Below are 15,005 nucleotides of genomic sequence, written 5' to 3'. Positions count from 1 at the left end.
ATAGTTTAATCATGTTTAATGGTTTTAAAAAAAAATTTGTTAAGGTAAACAAGGGTAAAATATTTTGTAGATTTAAAGGTAATGGTCCTCCTTTATTGCTACTTCACGGATATCCACAATCACATGTAATGTGGCACAAGACTGCCCCTGAACTTAGTAAATATTTCACAGTAATAGTTGCTGATATTAGAGGATACGGGAACAGTTTGGTTTTGCCTGGTGGAATTAATCATAAAAATTATTCTAAAAGAGAAATGGCTAAAGATATGGTTCAATTGATGAGTAAATTAAATTTTAAAAAATTTTTTGTTGCAGGCCATGATAGAGGCGGGAGAGTTGCACACAGAATGGCAAGAGATTATAGAAATAAAATTATGGCTTTAAGTGTATTAGATATTTGTCCAACTCTAGATATGTACGAGCATACAGATATGAAATTTGCAAAAGGATATTTTCATTGGTTTTATTTAATACAGCCCGCACCTTTACCAGAGAAAATGATAATGGCAGACCCTAAAAGATGGTTACATAGTCGGTTTAACAGGTCATCTAAACGTGCGATTGGAAGAGTTGAAGATGAATATTTAAGAGCCTTTAAACAAAGAAAAAGAATTCATGCAACATGTGAAGATTATAGAGCTGCGGCCACTATAGACTTAGAGCACGATAAAAAAGATAGAAATAAAAAATTAAATATTCCTATCCAAGTTTTGTGGGGAAAAAAAGGAGTAGTAGGAAAGCAATTCAATTCGATTAAAATTTGGCAAAAATATACAAATAAAAAAATTTATGGTGCAGAAATTAATTCAGATCATTTCATTCCAGAGGAAAGTCCTAAACAAACAATAAATCACTTAAAAAAATTTTTTCTTAAAAATGTTTAAAATAATTCCAAATAAAAAAAATATTGGAGCAGAAATAATTGTAAACTTAAAAGATATTTCAAATAAAGATATTTCAAAAATCAAAAAAGCACTGAATAAATATGGAATGTTATATTTTAGGGAACAAAAATTAACTTCTAAACTTTTCATTAAGTTTGCAAAATATTTTGGAAATTTAGCCAACTATCCAAGACTAAAAGGTTTAAATAAAAAATTTCCTCAAATTACGGTAGTGCAAAGAAAATCAACAGATAAAGGACCAAGTTTTGGTGAACAATTTCATACAGACTCCATTTACACAAAAAAGCCACCAAGATTTACAATGTTACTTTCAAAACTTGTGCCAAAAAAAGGAAAGGCCAATACAGAATTTTGTTCTCAATATCTTGCTTATAAAGAATTACCAAATCCAATAAAAAAAAAATTTAAAAATATTAAAGGCAAATATTCCTCTGAGGGTCCGATTTCGGTTACAACAAAAGAAAGAGTAAAAGAAAAAGGAAAAAATATTAAAGAACTTGAATCTTCACATAAAATAATTAGGAAAATCAGTACAAATTATTCGATTTATTGTAGTCCAGGACATTTTGTTGGTTTTAGTTCAAAGATAAAAAATCAAGAAAAGTTCAAAAAATTTTTATTTAAACATCAAATTAAAAAGAAGTTTCAATTTTCATTGCCTTGGGAAAAAAATCAATTGGCTATATGGGATAACAGATCTATGCTCCATCAGGCAACACCCTTCAAAGGAAATAGAATAATGCATAGAATAACAATTAAATAATTTATGTTCACAATTTTTTTAGGACTAACGCCATTTATATTTATTACTTTTTTAGGGTTTGTATTTGGTAAGTTAAAAGTTTTAGACCTTAGTCATGCAAAAATTTTAAATCTTTTTTTGTTCTATATTGCAGTTCCGGCATTGATAATTAAACTAATAGCACAAAATGAAATTGGACAAGTAGATTTCAAACAAATTTTCTCTTATTTAATTATGCAATCGATATGTGGAATTATCGCTTACTTAATTACTTCAAAATATTTTAAAAGATCAATCCCAGAGTCAATTATTTGGGCTTTAACAGTTGCATTATCAAACCATGTGACTTTGCTTTTGCCAATAACAGAAATTTATTTTCAACAAAATGTAATCACACAAGTTGCAAGCATCATATTAATGGATGGGATAATTTTATTATCTATAATTGCTTTTTTTCTTGAATTATCTACAAAACAAAATGTAAATTTATTTAATTTTATTAAAAATTTATTTTTAAACCCATTTATTCTTTCAATAATTATAGGTCTATTATTTTTATTATTAAATCTTAATATTGATCAAACACCGATTGAATACACTTTGTCTAAACTTGCAGCATGTGTTTCACCAGTTGGATTGTTTGCAATTGGCATAATTCTTTCGTTTTATACTAAAAATGTAATTAATAAATTATCTGTTTCTATTTCAGTTTTAAAATTAGTCATTTCCCCGATAATTTTATTGTTAATTGGATTAGCGATCTTTAATGCAGGATTGCCAGCTGAAATACCAGGTGCTTTCTTTGTGAGTGTTGCGCCTTGCGGAGTTACTTCTATAGTTTTATGTGCTGCATATAATGTAAGTCCCGAAAATATAATTAAAGCAATTTTTGTTTCTACTATTGCTTCTATAGGGACTATATTTTTTGCAATTAAGTATTTAACTCTATAAAAATTTATCTAGAGGACTAACTTCTCCAATTTTAAAAATAATAGCATCTTCTTTGCTAAAACCATATTTTTCAGCACTATCTTTAAATCTTATTGGGGGTTCCATAATTGGTTCTAATGACAAAACAAATGTTCCCCAATGCATTCCTAATACTTTTTTACTTTTTAGGTCTTGTGCAACATTCAGGGCTTCCTCTGGCGTAGTATGATATATAGTTTTATCAAACATTGGTTTGAAATTATAAGCCCCAATATTAATCATTGTCAGATCTATAGGACCATATTTTTCACCCAGTTCTTTGTAGATTTCCCCATATCCAGTATCACATGCAAATAAAATTTTTTTATTTTTATGTTCTATCAAAAAATTACCCCACAAAGTTTTATTAGTGTCTGTTAAACTTCTTTTTGACCAATGAACTGCTGGAAGTAAAGAAATTTTCAAATCCTCATTTATAATTATTTGATCATACCAATCCATTTCATTTACATCTTTATATCCTTTAAAATATTTACCGAGGTTTAATGGTGTTAATACTTTTGCACTTTTAAAAGGAAAATTTCTAATTGTTGACATATCCTGGTGATCATAATGATTATGAGTAAGTAAAAATATATCTGTTTGGGGTATCTCATTTAATTTTATTGCGGGATTAGTAAATCTTTTTGGACCAAAGATAAGTGGTCCAGCATTTTTTGAAAATACAGGATCTGTTATAATTGTATTTCCACCTAATTTTATAAGGTATGTTGCGTGACCTATCCAAGCAATATAATCGTTATCTTTATATTTTTCTAAATCAGCTAATACTTTTTCTTTTTCAATCACATGTTCTTTTGGATAAGATAAATCAACTTTTTTTCTTAATTTATTGAAAGTTCTATAAGAAAACTTTCCTGATCTGGATATTATTACTGGAGATCCTTTTGGATTCCTGAAAGTACCATCAGGTAAATGATGATAAGGTCTTTCTTTCATATTATTTTTTTTTCTCCATTAACCATAAACTGTTTCCTGCAAGAAAATATATTTTTCCATTAACTGGGTGAACCTGTATATCTCTTATTCTTCCAATTTTATTTTTGAAAATAATTTTTTCTTCAATCTTAGATGAATTTTTTAAGTTTAATTTTCTCATTGATTTATCTTTTAAAGAAGTAATTAACGCTTCGCCGTTCCATTCACTAAATTCTTTTCCCTTATAAATAGTTATAGCACTTGCTGCTATTGAAGGTACCCAGTATTGGATTGCCTTGGTAAAGCCTGGTTTCCATTTGGGTCCAATCTTTGAGCCTGAATAATTTGTTCCACCCCAACCTAAAATTTTCCAACCATAATTTTCTCCTTTTTTTATTTCACCAAACCAATCACCACCTTTTGCACCATGGTTGCTTGCATAAATTTTTCCATCAAAAGAGGAATAAGTTAAGCCTTGAGGATTACGAACACCAATTTGATAAATTTCTGGTAACCAATTTGATTTACCTTCAAACTTAGGGTTATCTTTTGGAATACTACCATCTAAATAAATTCTGATAATACTTCCAGGATGATTTGTCGGATCTTGAGCAATCATACCACCACCTCGTTCACCAGCAGAAGCAAAAAGATAATTGTCTTTTATAGCTAGTCTTGAACCAAAATGATAACCAGATTCTATTGGTGGTTCAGCTTGAAATATATTTTTGAAATCTAAATTTTTTTTATTTAATTTAGCTTTTGCAATTGATGTACTGGTTTTCCAATCCCCTCTATTTTCTGAATAAGAAATCCATAAGTAATTATCTTTGTAAATAATATCTAATAAACCTCCTTGTCCGTGAACAAAATAATTTAAGTTGTGTCCAACTTCATAAACTTCTTCAGAAATAATATTTACTATTTTTATTTTTCCAGTTTTTTCAGTGATAATAAGCTCTTCATTATTTATAAAAGACGATCCCCATGGCTCGTTTAAATCTGCCAATGTTTTAAAAGTAAAATTTTCAGAAAAACTTTTCGATGAAAATATTAAAAAGAAAAATATCGATATAAAATATTTGACCACTTTATGAAAGTTTAGATCTACCACCATCTACAGCAATTATTTGGCCCGTAACCCAAGAACTATCTTCTGTTAGTAAGAATTTAGCAAGAGCGGCAGAGTCTTTACCTTCACCTAATCTTTTAAGGGGGTGTGCTTTTGCAATACCTTCGGCTATAGCAGTATTTTTTAACATTGGTTCTGCTATTTTAGATTTTGTTAAACTTGGTGCCACACAATTTACTCTTATGTTCGGAGCAAATTCTGCTGCAAGAGAAACCGTCAATCCTTCAATAGCAGCTTTTGCTGAGGCTATGATTGCATGGTTAGTAAAACCTCTTTGAGCAGCAACAGTTGAAAATAATACTATCGAACCTTTATTTTTTTTTAAACTTTCTTGAAATCCTTTAATAGCCTCTACAGCAGAATAAAGATTAAGTTTCATGCATTTTTGAAAGTCTTGTTCACTCACCATTCTTAATGGTTTTAAATCAATTGAACCCACGCAATAAGCTATGCCTTTAATTTCAGAAATATCTGATTTAACTTTTTCTATAAACCCATCCTCTAAAACATCTGCAACTGTATGTGAGCATCCAAGTTTTTCAGAGATAGAACTAAGTTTACTTTCATTTCTTCCAACTAAATGAATATTGTTTCCAGAGTTTTTTAATTGTTCCGCTAAACTTGATCCAATAGAACCTGTCGCACCAAAAATTACATATTTTTCTGACATAAAAAATTTTATTAGTTATATTTAATTATGAAGTTATTTTTTATACTTGGTAATCAATTATTTCCAATAAAATACCTAGACCGCTTCAAAAAAGACCACCTATTTTTTATGGCTGAAGATAAGGGTTTATGCACTTATGAAAAGCATCATAAACAAAAAATTTTATTATTTTTATCCTCAATGCGTTCTTATGCTGATGGGTTAAAAAAAAACAAATTTAAATTAGATTATTTTAAAATTGAAGACAAAGAATTTAATGATGATTATTTAAAAAAATTAAAAAAAATAATTACACAAAAAAAAGTAAAAGAAATTTCAAGTTTTGAAGTAGAGGATAAATTTTTTGAAAAAAAAATTTCACGATTTCTAATAAAAGAAAAAATACACTGGAATATTGTTCAAACTCCTATGTTTTTAAATTCAAGAGCTGAATTTAAAAATTATTTATCAAAATCAAAAAAACCTTTTATGGCAACTTTTTATAAAGATGTTAGAAAAAAATCTGGAATATTGATGGGCTCAGATGGTAATCCAATCGGAGGGAAATGGAGCTTTGATGAAGATAACAGAAATAAATTACCTAAAAACATTTCAATTCCTAAATTTCCAAAAATAAATGAAACCAATCATACAAAAAAACTAAAGCTTATTATTGAAAAGGAATTTAAAAATCACCCAGGGAGTACAAATAATTTTTGGTTTGCAACTGAATACGAGGACGTTGTTAAACTTTTAAATTTTTTTATAAAAGAAAAATCAAACTTATTTGGTGATTATGAGGATGCAGTTGATCAAAAAGATAATATTTTATTTCATAGTGCATTAAGTCCTTACATAAATTTAGGTTTAATTACTCCTGAATTTGTTATCCAAAAAATTATAGATTTTCATAAAAAAAATAAAATTAGAATGAATTCTTTAGAGGGCTACATCCGCCAGGTGATTGGTTGGCGAGAATTTATGCGTGGAATTTATCAGTCCTATTCACAAGAAATGGAAACTGGAAATTTTTTTAAACAAAATAGAAAAATGAAAAGTTCTTGGTATGATGGGACCACTGGTCTTCCACCTTTGGATTATGCAATTAAAAATGCTGTTAACCATGGTTGGTCACATCACATTGAAAGGTTAATGATCTTATCCAACATTATGAACCTTTGTGAAATTAAGCCAACAATTGTTTACAAATGGTTCATGGAAATGTTCGTAGACTCTTCAGATTGGGTTATGGTTCCTAATGTTTATGGAATGGGATTATTTAGTGATGGAGGAATTTTTGCAACCAAACCTTATATTTGTGGATCTGCATATTTTATGAAAATGATGGATTTTAAAAAAGGTGAGTGGTGTAACATTATGGATGGTCTTTATTGGAGATTTATTGACCGAAATAGAAAATTTTTTTTAAAAAATCCTCGTCTTTCGATGATGGTAAGAATATTTGATAAAATGAAATCTGATAGAAAAAAATTAATTTTATCAGAAGCTGATAAATTTATTAAACTAAATACAATTTGATGAAAAAAGAGAATTTACCAACAAAAATTTGTCCGGTTTGTAAAAGACCGTTTACTTGGCGAAAAAAATGGAAGTTAAATTGGGATAGAGTAAAATATTGTTCCAAGAAGTGTTCTAAGCTAAGCTAAGCTTAGTGAACATAATAGTATTACAACATATCAAAATAGAAGACCCAGGTTACATTAAAGATCTAATGTTATCTGATGGATTAAACTTAACTACCATTGAGTTAGATGAAGGTGAAAAAATACCAGATGATTTAAGTAAATTTGATGGAATGTTTTGCATGGGAGGTCCAATGGATACCTATATGGAACAAGAATATCCTTGGTTAATAGAAGAAAAGAGAGCAATTAAAGAATTTGTTGTTAATCTAAAAAAACCTTATTTAGGTTTTTGTTTAGGTTGTCAGCTTTTAGGAGAAGTAGTTGGTGGAAAAGTAGTTAAATCTAAACCAGCAGAAATAGGAATTATGGATATTAATTTCTCTAATGAAAAAGACGAAGATACATTATTTTCAAAATTTCCTTATACGATTAAAAGTTTACAATGGCACTCTTATGAGGTTCAAGGTATTGAAAATAATAAAGATGTAACTTTATTAGCTTCTTCTCCAATTACCAAGTATCAAATCTTTAAATATCAAAACCATGCTTATGGAATTCAATTTCATATAGAAATTAAAGATACCACAGTCAATGAGTGGGGATGTGTACCGGAATACAAAAAAGCTTTAGAGGATCAGCTTGGTAATGGTGCATTAAAAAAGTTTGATCAATCTGCAAAAGATAACATGAAAGATATGAATAACTATTCAACAATCCTTTATAATAATTTTAAAAAACTTTTATGAATAATAAGATCTTTGAATGGGCAGGGGTTATAACTGCAATATTATATTCCTTATTTGTTGCTTTAAATATAGGGATAGAATTTTTTGGTTTTTGTCTACTGCTATTGTCAGCCATTTTAATTGGAATTTGGGCCTATAGAGGTGGTCATAAAGGAATTTTATTTTTGCAATTTTTTTATGCAACCGCTGGAATTATTGGAATGGTTCGTTGGTTTTAATTAAAGCTTGAAACTATTTTAGGAATATAATTTTTAAAATTAAAAAAACCTTTATTACAGTATTGCCAAGCTAATTGATCAAGATTTCTATATAAAAAATCTATCTTTAAATTATTAGAATTTAAAAAATCTAAATTTTCACCTATTGTTGGATACAAACCGTAATAATTTTCAATATTTGTTAATTTACTTATATCTATAATTTGACAATCAATAGATTGATTTTTTAATCTTTGTTCTTGGTCTTCTATTAAATGAGATTTAAATTTCACTAACTTTTCACTGAGTTTTATTGCTCTATTTTCATTTTTATTAGAAACTAAGTAAATTTTTTTAAAGTTGTTTTCCTTAAAGTCAGTGATTTCAAACGAGAGATTATTTTCAAAAATTAAAAGATTCTTATTTTCAATCTTTTGTGGGTTATTGAAATCCTGTTTAATTATTTGATAAGATTTTTCAGATACATTTGGAGGAGCATTTTCATTTAATTTTATATTTTGAAATCTATTGTTAGTGAATTTTTTAATATTCCATTCACTTGCCAGGTAGTGTTTACCTTGAGTTTGAACTCCAGCCACCCATCGCCATCCGAGAGTATTTGATGCAGCATCCCCATCATAAAGATGTTGCATAAAAAATTCTGCACCCAATTGCCAAGGTAATTCTAGAGTAAAAATCCAAATACTAGCAAACCACATTCTCGTGTGGTTATGTAAATAATTATTTTCTTTTAGCTCGCTTACCCATTCATTAAAGCAATCTATATCTGTTTTTCCCTCAATTGCAGAAAGATAATTTTGATTATTTTGAAATTCATTTTTGATTTGATTTAACTCAATAAGATAATCTGCCCAAACATTTGGTCTAAGTTCTAACCAACCTTTCCAATAAGTTCGCCATAGAACTTCTTGAATAAACTTTTCATTTTTTGAAAAAGAAAATTTACTCAGCGCTTTTTGAATAACTTCTTTTTCATTAATTATTCCATGAGTTATATATGGTGATAAACAAGATATATTAGATCTTTTTTTAGGTCCAAAATCAAAATTTCTTAATTTTGAGTATTCTCCAAGATTATTCTCAACAAAATTATTTAATTGATTTAAGGCCTTAGCCCTTGATGCTTCAAATATCATTTTAAATTATTTTGATTTTTTTTTCTTAAGACCTAATTTGTCACTATGTCTTAATCTTAAAACAACAATTGCTCCAGCTATTAACAAAATAGCTACTGCTTCATAAACAAGTGCAGTAGGATCCATTTCTTTACCTTGTAGAATAATAAATCGTGCAAGGGCGGTAATCGCAATAAGAAGCGGTAGGGTAATACTAATAGATTGTTGGTTCCAAAAAACCCTAACCATTGCTAGTACCTCCAAATAAAGAAACATTAAAAGCAAATCTGCTAAAGTAACAGATTGATTTAAGAACATGTTTTTCATTTCAATCCCAACAGCAATAACAGTACTGATTAAGATAATAACCATTAGTGCTAACTGTAAGTTTTTTGCTATCTTATCCATTATTTATCTTTACTAAAAGGTAACCATTTTTCAATTGCAGATTTTAAGGGACCATCGTAAGGGATTGAATAAGAGTTCGGGTTTGGACTTGTCAAAACCTCAATTCCTTTTGAAAATACGAATATAAATACTATTACAAAAACTATGACCATGATTTTAAAAGGATCAAAATTTTTTGTTCGAAAAACACTTGCAGACTTCTCTTCTGCTCTATGGAATTGTTTAAAAGTCATATAAACGGCAAATATTAAACCTATATGAGCTAAAAAAAGTCCAGCCCATCCAAATGCGAAAGTTGTATAAGAAAAAACATATAAACTGAAAACAGTAGTCCAAATAAAACTTAAAACTAAAAGAATTTGTAATCTAACTGTCTTAGGAAGTGCTCGTAGATCATTTTTACTATCATCAAATAAAATATTTGCAGCATCTCTCATCCAATTCTTTATTGATTCCATGTTGTAAGGATATAATTTTTAGTGATTTAAACAAATGTTAATTTGTCCTAAAGCAATCTAAGTACGAAGCTTTTTCTTATGAAAATTGATAAATCTCTCAACGTTAGATTTATTAAATGATTTATTTTCTTCAAAAGATACCTTCTTCATTGAATATGCGCTGCTATTAGTAACTCTAGATTGAATTGTAATATTTCCTTTATACAATTTAAGTTTAACTGAGCCATTAACTTTACTTCTTTTTAAATCTACAATTTTTTGAAGTTTAAATCTTTCTTTTGAGTACCAATAACCATTGTAAATTAACTCTGCATATCTAGACATTATCTGATCTTTTTTATGCATAGTTTCTTTGTCTAAAGTAACAGACTCAATTGCTCGATGAGCATTGATTAAAAGAGTTCCACCAGGTGTTTCATATACACCTCTAGATTTGATACCTAAAAATCTATTCTCCACTAAGTCAACTCTTCCAATTCCATTTTTACCTGCGATGTCATTGAGCTTTGTTAATAATTTAGCCGGAGATATTTTTTTTCCATTTATTCCAAAAGGATCACCGTTTTTAAAATTGATAGTAATAAACGATGATTTGTTTGGTGCCTTTTCTGGAGAAATTGTTCGCTGGAAAATAAATTCTGGTGCTGAATTTTTTGGATTTTCTAAAACCTTACCTTCAGTTGATGTATGAAATAAATTATCATCAACTGAAAAAGGAGGTGCACCTTTTTTATCTTTAGGAATAGATATGTCATGTTTTTTTGCATAATTAATTAAGTCTGTTCTTGATTTTAATTTCCAAATTCTCCACGGGGCTATAATTTTAATTTTGGGACCAAAATAATGATAACCTAATTCAAATCTAACTTGGTCATTGCCTTTACCAGTTGCTCCATGCGAAACTGCATAGGCTTTAAATTTTTTAGCTACTCTTATTTGATCTTTTGCAATAAGAGGTCTTGCTATCGATGTCCCTAATAAATAAACACCCTCATAGATCGCGTGTCCTCTAATCATTGGATAAACATAATCTTTAACAAAAATATCTTTTAAATCTTTAATAATTATATTTTTAACACCAAATTTTTTTGCATTAGTTATAATTTTTTTTCTATCAATTTCTTGTCCAACATCTGCTGTATAACAAATTACATCTGCATCATAATTTTCTTGAAGCCATTTTAAAATTATAGAGGTATCGAGTCCTCCAGAATAAGCCAGAACAATTTTCTTTTTTGATTTCATTGAATTAACTACAAGCTTTTTTTGAAGCATTATAAGCTTTAGTAAATCCTAATAATGAATAATGATCAATTGTCTGAGAACCTTGTTTATTGTATCCAGTGATCATAATTCTAGATCCTTTTCTCATTTGTTTAATCATTTTTAATTCTATTTTATTGTCTGCAATCCACGCAAAACCTTGTTCTTTAATATCAAATTTAAATTTATTCTTCCCTGAAGCAGCTGTTACAGAATTATTTTTGTTGAATTCATAACCTGGGGTAACACTTACTTCATTTTTTATATTGTCGTTTGGTCTGAATGCTACAAATAATTTTGCATCTCTTTTATTTGTTTTGGGTGCTTGTAAAATAGGAAGTGATTGAGCAAAGCATACTTTGCCATCAGCATCAGAAACGACCATTGCCTCCCAATCTTTATATTTACCAATTTTTTTAATTTCTTGAGCTGAAACTTGAGCAATACCACTTATAAAAAATATTCCTAACAATATTGTAATTTTTTTAATTATGGACATGGATTTGGATAAATCGTTTGTACGTGGTTAATTTCTTTAATGACATCATCAGATAAGTTTACATTTACACTTTCTATATTTGTTTTCAACTGCTCCATTGTAGTTGCTCCGATTATAACACTGGTCATAAAGTCTTGGATTTCACAAAATTTTAAGGACATTTGAGCCATATCAAGATTATATTTTTTACTTATTTTGAAATATTGTTCAACAGCATCTTCGGTATTTGGTTTTCTATATCTTGTCCAAAAATCCCAATCTCTTTCCATTCTTGAGCCTTTGGGATAATTTTTGTTTCTATATTTTCCACTCAAATATCCACTTGCTAGTGGTGAGTAAGCTAAACATCCAATGTTTTCTCTTATCGATACTTCTGACAAACCAATTTCGTAAGTTCTATTTAATAAATTATAAGGATTTTGAATTGACATCATCCTTGGTAATTTTTTGTCTTTAGATAATTGAAGATAATTTAAAACTCCCCACGGGGTTTCATTTGATAAACCAACATATCTTATTTTTCCCTGATCAATATATTTATTTAATTCTGCAAGAACATCTTCAAATTTATTCCAGTAATTTTCCTTATGAACATAACCAAGTCTTCCAAAATTATTTACATTCCTTTCTGGCCAATGAAGTTGATATAAATCTAAATAATCGGTTTTAAGTCTTTTAAGGCTGTTATGTAAAGCAGATTCTAAGTTTGGACCTGTAAAACTATTTTCTCCACTTCTTAAATAATCTCTTGCTGGGCCAGCGACTTTCGTTGCAAGAATGACATTTCCTCTTTTTTTTGTTTTTTCAAACCAGTTACCAATTATTTCTTCTGTATCACCATAGGTTTCTTTTCTCGGAGGTACCGCGTATAATTCTGCTGTGTCCCAAAAGTTTACTCCTTGATCTAAAGCAAAATCCATTTGTTCAAATGCTTCAGGCTCAGTATTTTGCTCTCCCCACGTCATAGTACCGAGACAAATTGTACTCACTTTAATATCGGTATTACCTAAATTTTTGTAATTCATTAGAAATATTAAGTTAAAATTTTGTTAATCTTTTAAGGTATCTTGAATAATTAGTAAAAGAATATATATATATTACTCACTATGGAATTTAATAAAAACGGAATACTAAATAGAGCAAAAGCAGCACAACAAACAGCTGCTGTAATGGATGAAGGCTTAAGAGCCTACATGTTAAAAGTTTATAACTACATGGCAACAGGTATATTGCTAACTGGAATTGTAGCACTCTTAACATTTAAAATGTCTGTTGTTACTAATGATGCAGGTTCAATCGTTGGTCTAACGCAGATAGGGAATGCAATTTATTTATCAGGTCTTAAATGGCTTGTAATGTTAGCACCTCTAGGTATCGTTTTTTACATGAGTTTTGGAATTAATAAGATGAGCGCATCAAAGGCACAAACTACTTTTTGGGTTTTTGCAGCTTTGATGGGTCTATCATTATCTTCAATATTATTGGTTTATACTGGAATGAGTGTAACAAGAGTTTTCTTCATTACATCTGCAACATTTGGAGCGATGAGTATCTACGGATACACAACTAAAAGAGATCTTACAAAGTTAGGATCTTTTTTAATGATGGGTCTAATTGGAATAATTATAGCTTCAATTGTTAATATCTTTATGAAATCTTCTATGATGTATTTTGTGATTTCAATTTTAGGTGTTTTAATATTTGTTGGTTTAACAGCTTATGACACTCAGAAAATCAAAAATATGTATGTTGCGTCAGACTCAGGTGAGTTAATGGGCAAGAAAGCTGTTATGGGCGCTTTAACTCTATATTTAGATTTTATCAATCTATTTATAATGTTGTTAAGATTATTTGGTCAAAGAAGATAAATTTATTTTTGAAGTTTCTTCCAGTTGGTATTTTTTAATAAAATTCTAAGATCATAAGAATTTTTTAGTATCTTACCACTTGTATCAGTAATCAAATATTTAAGATTTTTATTTTTAGGCTTAAAATTTTTACAAATTTTATATAGGGCATTTTCAGCAGCATTTCTAAAAACACTAAACCCCACTTGTTTACTTGATATACTTAAACCATAATCTTTCCAAGATCCTTCAGAAACCATCTTAGCATATAAGTCTAATATAATTTTTAGCTCATCTTTTTCAAAAAAGTGTTTTTCTTCAATTTTATTATGAGGATTATTTACTACTAATTTTAAATTACTACGCATCAATCTTATGTTTATTAATTAATGGTACCTGAAACCCTGTAAATATTATTGTTATTGGAAGCATTCCCCATACTTTAAAATTAACCCAAAATTCTTCTGTTTGAGTTCTCCAAACAATTTCATTTAATAAAGCAAGACCAAAGAAAAAATACATCCATCGTTTATTAAGAATTTCCCAACCAATATCAGTTAGAGGAATAGATTTACCCATAATTTTTTTAAGAATAGGTTCATTGGTAAAATATTTCCCAAAGAATAACGCAAGAGCAAACATAATGTTAATGATAGTTGGTTTAACGTAAATAAATATAGGATCATTAAAGTAGATTGTTAATCCACCAAAAAAAGTAATTAAAATTCCACTTACCAAAGGCATTGGAGGAATTTTTTTTTCAAAAAACCAAACCACTGCTAATGCAACTAAAGTTGCAACTATTAGTGGAGGTATTGCTACAGATAAATTTTTACCACTATTGTAATAATAGAAAAAAAATATTGCTAAAGGACCGAAATCAGTAACAAATTTTAAAAAAGATTTATTCACTTAAAAGATATTAACATATTTGCCACATCACAAAACATTTATATTTTTAGCATTGATTTTTATTTCTAAATACCCATACTAAGATCTATGCCAGTTCAAAAAGCTAAATTTTCAATTGGAGACATTGTAAAGCATAAACACTTTGAATTTAGAGGTGTGATTTATGATGTTGATTTTGAGTTTAATAATTCTGAAGAATGGTATCAGTCTATTCCAAAAAATGTCAGACCAAGAAAAGATCAACCATTTTATCACTTATTAGCAGAAAATGATGAGATAACTTATGAAGCTTATGTTTCTGAGCAAAACTTGCTTATAGATGACTCTGATGAACCAATAAAACACCCTTTAATTGAAGAGATTTTTTCGGGAAAAAAAGGCTCTAGTTATTTCAAGCTTTCTAATTAAGGCAATCATCATTCAACCACATTTAGCTCAAATCTAGGCCATACAAATTAGCTATATTTTTAGTAACTTCTGGTCAAGAGTGTTAAACGTTAATTTCAATCTTATTATCTCCCCTCTGCATTCTTGATCAGAAAACTATTTCATAATAG

General features: G+C 28.7%; 20 protein-coding genes. 9 read left to right on the top strand and 11 right to left on the bottom strand.

Annotation, left to right across the window (positions count from 1 at the left end):
• Window positions 1-11: 11 nt before the first annotated feature.
• From ACTT88_RS06535 to ACTT88_RS06525, 3 genes are read left to right on the top strand one after another with little or no spacing between them, the layout of a single operon-like run.
• Entirely contained in the window at window positions 12-884 is an 873-nt protein-coding gene (locus ACTT88_RS06535) for an alpha/beta hydrolase (protein WP_440908493.1), read from the top strand.
• Window positions 877-1,668, top strand: a complete 792-nt coding sequence (locus ACTT88_RS06530; protein WP_440908492.1) for a TauD/TfdA dioxygenase family protein — start codon at window positions 877-879, stop codon at window positions 1,666-1,668. Before ACTT88_RS06535 ends, ACTT88_RS06530 begins: the two co-directional genes overlap by 8 nt.
• Window positions 1,669-1,671: 3 nt before the next feature.
• Window positions 1,672-2,598 carry an AEC family transporter gene (locus ACTT88_RS06525; protein WP_440908491.1) on the top strand — a complete coding sequence of 309 codons (927 nt, stop codon included), beginning with the start codon at window positions 1,672-1,674 and terminating at the stop codon, window positions 2,596-2,598.
• Here the strand turns inward: ACTT88_RS06525 and ACTT88_RS06520 are convergent.
• From ACTT88_RS06520 to ACTT88_RS06510, 3 genes are read right to left on the bottom strand one after another with little or no spacing between them, the layout of a single operon-like run.
• The gene (locus ACTT88_RS06520; protein ID WP_440908490.1) at window positions 2,593-3,576 is read right to left on the bottom strand and encodes an MBL fold metallo-hydrolase; all 984 of its coding nucleotides are present in this window, start codon (window positions 3,574-3,576) and stop codon (window positions 2,593-2,595) included. The genes ACTT88_RS06525 and ACTT88_RS06520 overlap by 6 nt on opposite strands.
• Window position 3,577: 1 nt before the next feature.
• The gene (locus ACTT88_RS06515) at window positions 3,578-4,672 is read right to left on the bottom strand and encodes a PQQ-dependent sugar dehydrogenase (protein WP_440908489.1); all 1,095 of its coding nucleotides are present in this window, start codon (window positions 4,670-4,672) and stop codon (window positions 3,578-3,580) included.
• Window positions 4,647-5,357, bottom strand: a complete 711-nt coding sequence (locus ACTT88_RS06510) for an SDR family NAD(P)-dependent oxidoreductase (RefSeq protein ID WP_440908488.1) — start codon at window positions 5,355-5,357, stop codon at window positions 4,647-4,649. Before ACTT88_RS06510 ends, ACTT88_RS06515 begins: the two co-directional genes overlap by 26 nt.
• A gap of 27 nt (window positions 5,358-5,384) precedes the next feature.
• Here ACTT88_RS06510 and ACTT88_RS06505 point away from each other — a divergent pair, with 27 nt between their 5' ends.
• The 4 genes from ACTT88_RS06505 to ACTT88_RS06490 are packed head-to-tail and all read left to right on the top strand — an operon-like array spanning window position 5,385 to window position 7,946.
• Complete coding sequence (locus ACTT88_RS06505) at window positions 5,385-6,875, top strand: cryptochrome/photolyase family protein (RefSeq protein WP_440908487.1); 1,491 nt, start codon at window positions 5,385-5,387, stop codon at window positions 6,873-6,875.
• Entirely contained in the window at window positions 6,875-7,003 is a 129-nt protein-coding gene (locus ACTT88_RS06500; RefSeq protein WP_075504933.1) for a DUF2256 domain-containing protein, read from the top strand. The genes ACTT88_RS06505 and ACTT88_RS06500 overlap by 1 nt, the downstream gene beginning before the upstream one ends.
• Window positions 7,004-7,008: 5 nt before the next feature.
• The gene (locus tag ACTT88_RS06495) at window positions 7,009-7,728 is read left to right on the top strand and encodes a type 1 glutamine amidotransferase (RefSeq protein ID WP_440908486.1); all 720 of its coding nucleotides are present in this window, start codon (window positions 7,009-7,011) and stop codon (window positions 7,726-7,728) included.
• Complete coding sequence (locus ACTT88_RS06490; protein WP_440908485.1) at window positions 7,725-7,946, top strand: hypothetical protein; 222 nt, start codon at window positions 7,725-7,727, stop codon at window positions 7,944-7,946. The genes ACTT88_RS06495 and ACTT88_RS06490 overlap by 4 nt, the downstream gene beginning before the upstream one ends.
• Here the strand turns inward: ACTT88_RS06490 and ACTT88_RS06485 are convergent.
• The 6 genes from ACTT88_RS06485 to ACTT88_RS06460 are packed head-to-tail and all read right to left on the bottom strand — an operon-like array spanning window position 7,943 to window position 12,714.
• Complete coding sequence (locus ACTT88_RS06485; protein WP_440908484.1) at window positions 7,943-9,082, bottom strand: FAD-binding domain-containing protein; 1,140 nt, start codon at window positions 9,080-9,082, stop codon at window positions 7,943-7,945. The two genes, ACTT88_RS06490 and ACTT88_RS06485, sit on opposite strands and share 4 nt — an antisense overlap.
• Before the next feature lie 6 nt (window positions 9,083-9,088).
• The gene (locus ACTT88_RS06480) at window positions 9,089-9,469 is read right to left on the bottom strand and encodes a phosphate-starvation-inducible PsiE family protein (protein WP_075504930.1); all 381 of its coding nucleotides are present in this window, start codon (window positions 9,467-9,469) and stop codon (window positions 9,089-9,091) included.
• Window positions 9,469-9,927, bottom strand: a complete 459-nt coding sequence (locus tag ACTT88_RS06475) for a hypothetical protein (RefSeq protein ID WP_440908483.1) — start codon at window positions 9,925-9,927, stop codon at window positions 9,469-9,471. Before ACTT88_RS06475 ends, ACTT88_RS06480 begins: the two co-directional genes overlap by 1 nt.
• Before the next feature lie 57 nt (window positions 9,928-9,984).
• Window positions 9,985-11,172 (bottom strand): argininosuccinate synthase, encoded by a 1,188-nt coding sequence (locus ACTT88_RS06470; RefSeq protein WP_440908629.1) that lies wholly within the window; start codon window positions 11,170-11,172, stop codon window positions 9,985-9,987.
• Window positions 11,173-11,176: 4 nt separating this feature from the next.
• Window positions 11,177-11,689 carry an invasion associated locus B family protein gene (locus ACTT88_RS06465; protein WP_440908482.1) on the bottom strand — a complete coding sequence of 171 codons (513 nt, stop codon included), beginning with the start codon at window positions 11,687-11,689 and terminating at the stop codon, window positions 11,177-11,179.
• Window positions 11,680-12,714, bottom strand: a complete 1,035-nt coding sequence (locus ACTT88_RS06460; RefSeq protein WP_440908481.1) for an aldo/keto reductase — start codon at window positions 12,712-12,714, stop codon at window positions 11,680-11,682. The genes ACTT88_RS06465 and ACTT88_RS06460 overlap by 10 nt, the downstream gene beginning before the upstream one ends.
• 81 nt (window positions 12,715-12,795) lie before the next feature.
• Here ACTT88_RS06460 and ACTT88_RS06455 point away from each other — a divergent pair, with 81 nt between their 5' ends.
• Window positions 12,796-13,557 (top strand): Bax inhibitor-1/YccA family protein, encoded by a 762-nt coding sequence (locus ACTT88_RS06455; protein WP_440908480.1) that lies wholly within the window; start codon window positions 12,796-12,798, stop codon window positions 13,555-13,557.
• A 2-nt stretch (window positions 13,558-13,559) separates the two neighbouring features.
• Here ACTT88_RS06455 and ACTT88_RS06450 read toward each other — a convergent pair whose 3' ends face one another.
• Together ACTT88_RS06450 and ACTT88_RS06445 are read right to left on the bottom strand one after the other, a co-directional pair.
• Entirely contained in the window at window positions 13,560-13,904 is a 345-nt protein-coding gene (locus tag ACTT88_RS06450) for a DUF2794 domain-containing protein (RefSeq protein ID WP_440908479.1), read from the bottom strand.
• Window positions 13,897-14,448: a septation protein A gene (locus ACTT88_RS06445; protein ID WP_440908478.1), complete on the bottom strand. Its 552-nt coding sequence runs from the start codon at window positions 14,446-14,448 to the stop codon at window positions 13,897-13,899. The genes ACTT88_RS06450 and ACTT88_RS06445 overlap by 8 nt, the downstream gene beginning before the upstream one ends.
• An 87-nt stretch (window positions 14,449-14,535) precedes the next feature.
• Between ACTT88_RS06445 and hspQ the strand changes: the two genes are divergently transcribed.
• On the top strand, window positions 14,536-14,856 hold the full coding sequence (hspQ, locus tag ACTT88_RS06440) for a heat shock protein HspQ (protein ID WP_440908477.1): 321 nt from the start codon (window positions 14,536-14,538) through the stop codon (window positions 14,854-14,856).
• Window positions 14,857-15,005: the final 149 nt, after the last annotated feature.

Origin of the sequence: Candidatus Pelagibacter sp., assembly GCF_052046145.1 — a bacterium.
Classification (GTDB): Bacteria; Pseudomonadota; Alphaproteobacteria; order Pelagibacterales; family Pelagibacteraceae; genus Pelagibacter.
The sequence above is the reverse complement of the archived record's forward strand: the minus strand, read 5'-3'. Positions and strand labels throughout refer to the sequence as shown.

Coding starts and splice junctions, on each gene's coding strand:
- ACTT88_RS06470 (WP_440908629.1), bottom strand. CDS start 11,172: ATGAAATCAAAAAAGAAAATTGTTCTGGCTTATTCTGGAGGACTCGAT.
- ACTT88_RS06475 (WP_440908483.1), bottom strand. CDS start 9,927: ATGGAATCAATAAAGAATTGGATGAGAGATGCTGCAAATATTTTATTT.
- ACTT88_RS06530 (WP_440908492.1), top strand. CDS start 877: ATGTTTAAAATAATTCCAAATAAAAAAAATATTGGAGCAGAAATAATT.
- ACTT88_RS06485 (WP_440908484.1), bottom strand. CDS start 9,082: ATGATATTTGAAGCATCAAGGGCTAAGGCCTTAAATCAATTAAATAAT.
- ACTT88_RS06515 (WP_440908489.1), bottom strand. CDS start 4,672: ATGGTGGTAGATCTAAACTTTCATAAAGTGGTCAAATATTTTATATCG.
- ACTT88_RS06535 (WP_440908493.1), top strand. CDS start 12: ATGTTTAATGGTTTTAAAAAAAAATTTGTTAAGGTAAACAAGGGTAAA.
- ACTT88_RS06490 (WP_440908485.1), top strand. CDS start 7,725: ATGAATAATAAGATCTTTGAATGGGCAGGGGTTATAACTGCAATATTA.
- ACTT88_RS06465 (WP_440908482.1), bottom strand. CDS start 11,689: ATGTCCATAATTAAAAAAATTACAATATTGTTAGGAATATTTTTTATA.
- ACTT88_RS06500 (WP_075504933.1), top strand. CDS start 6,875: ATGAAAAAAGAGAATTTACCAACAAAAATTTGTCCGGTTTGTAAAAGA.
- ACTT88_RS06480 (WP_075504930.1), bottom strand. CDS start 9,469: ATGGATAAGATAGCAAAAAACTTACAGTTAGCACTAATGGTTATTATC.
- ACTT88_RS06460 (WP_440908481.1), bottom strand. CDS start 12,714: ATGAATTACAAAAATTTAGGTAATACCGATATTAAAGTGAGTACAATT.
- ACTT88_RS06510 (WP_440908488.1), bottom strand. CDS start 5,357: ATGTCAGAAAAATATGTAATTTTTGGTGCGACAGGTTCTATTGGATCA.
- ACTT88_RS06520 (WP_440908490.1), bottom strand. CDS start 3,576: ATGAAAGAAAGACCTTATCATCATTTACCTGATGGTACTTTCAGGAAT.
- hspQ (WP_440908477.1), top strand. CDS start 14,536: ATGCCAGTTCAAAAAGCTAAATTTTCAATTGGAGACATTGTAAAGCAT.
- ACTT88_RS06525 (WP_440908491.1), top strand. CDS start 1,672: ATGTTCACAATTTTTTTAGGACTAACGCCATTTATATTTATTACTTTT.
- ACTT88_RS06505 (WP_440908487.1), top strand. CDS start 5,385: ATGAAGTTATTTTTTATACTTGGTAATCAATTATTTCCAATAAAATAC.
- ACTT88_RS06450 (WP_440908479.1), bottom strand. CDS start 13,904: ATGCGTAGTAATTTAAAATTAGTAGTAAATAATCCTCATAATAAAATT.
- ACTT88_RS06455 (WP_440908480.1), top strand. CDS start 12,796: ATGGAATTTAATAAAAACGGAATACTAAATAGAGCAAAAGCAGCACAA.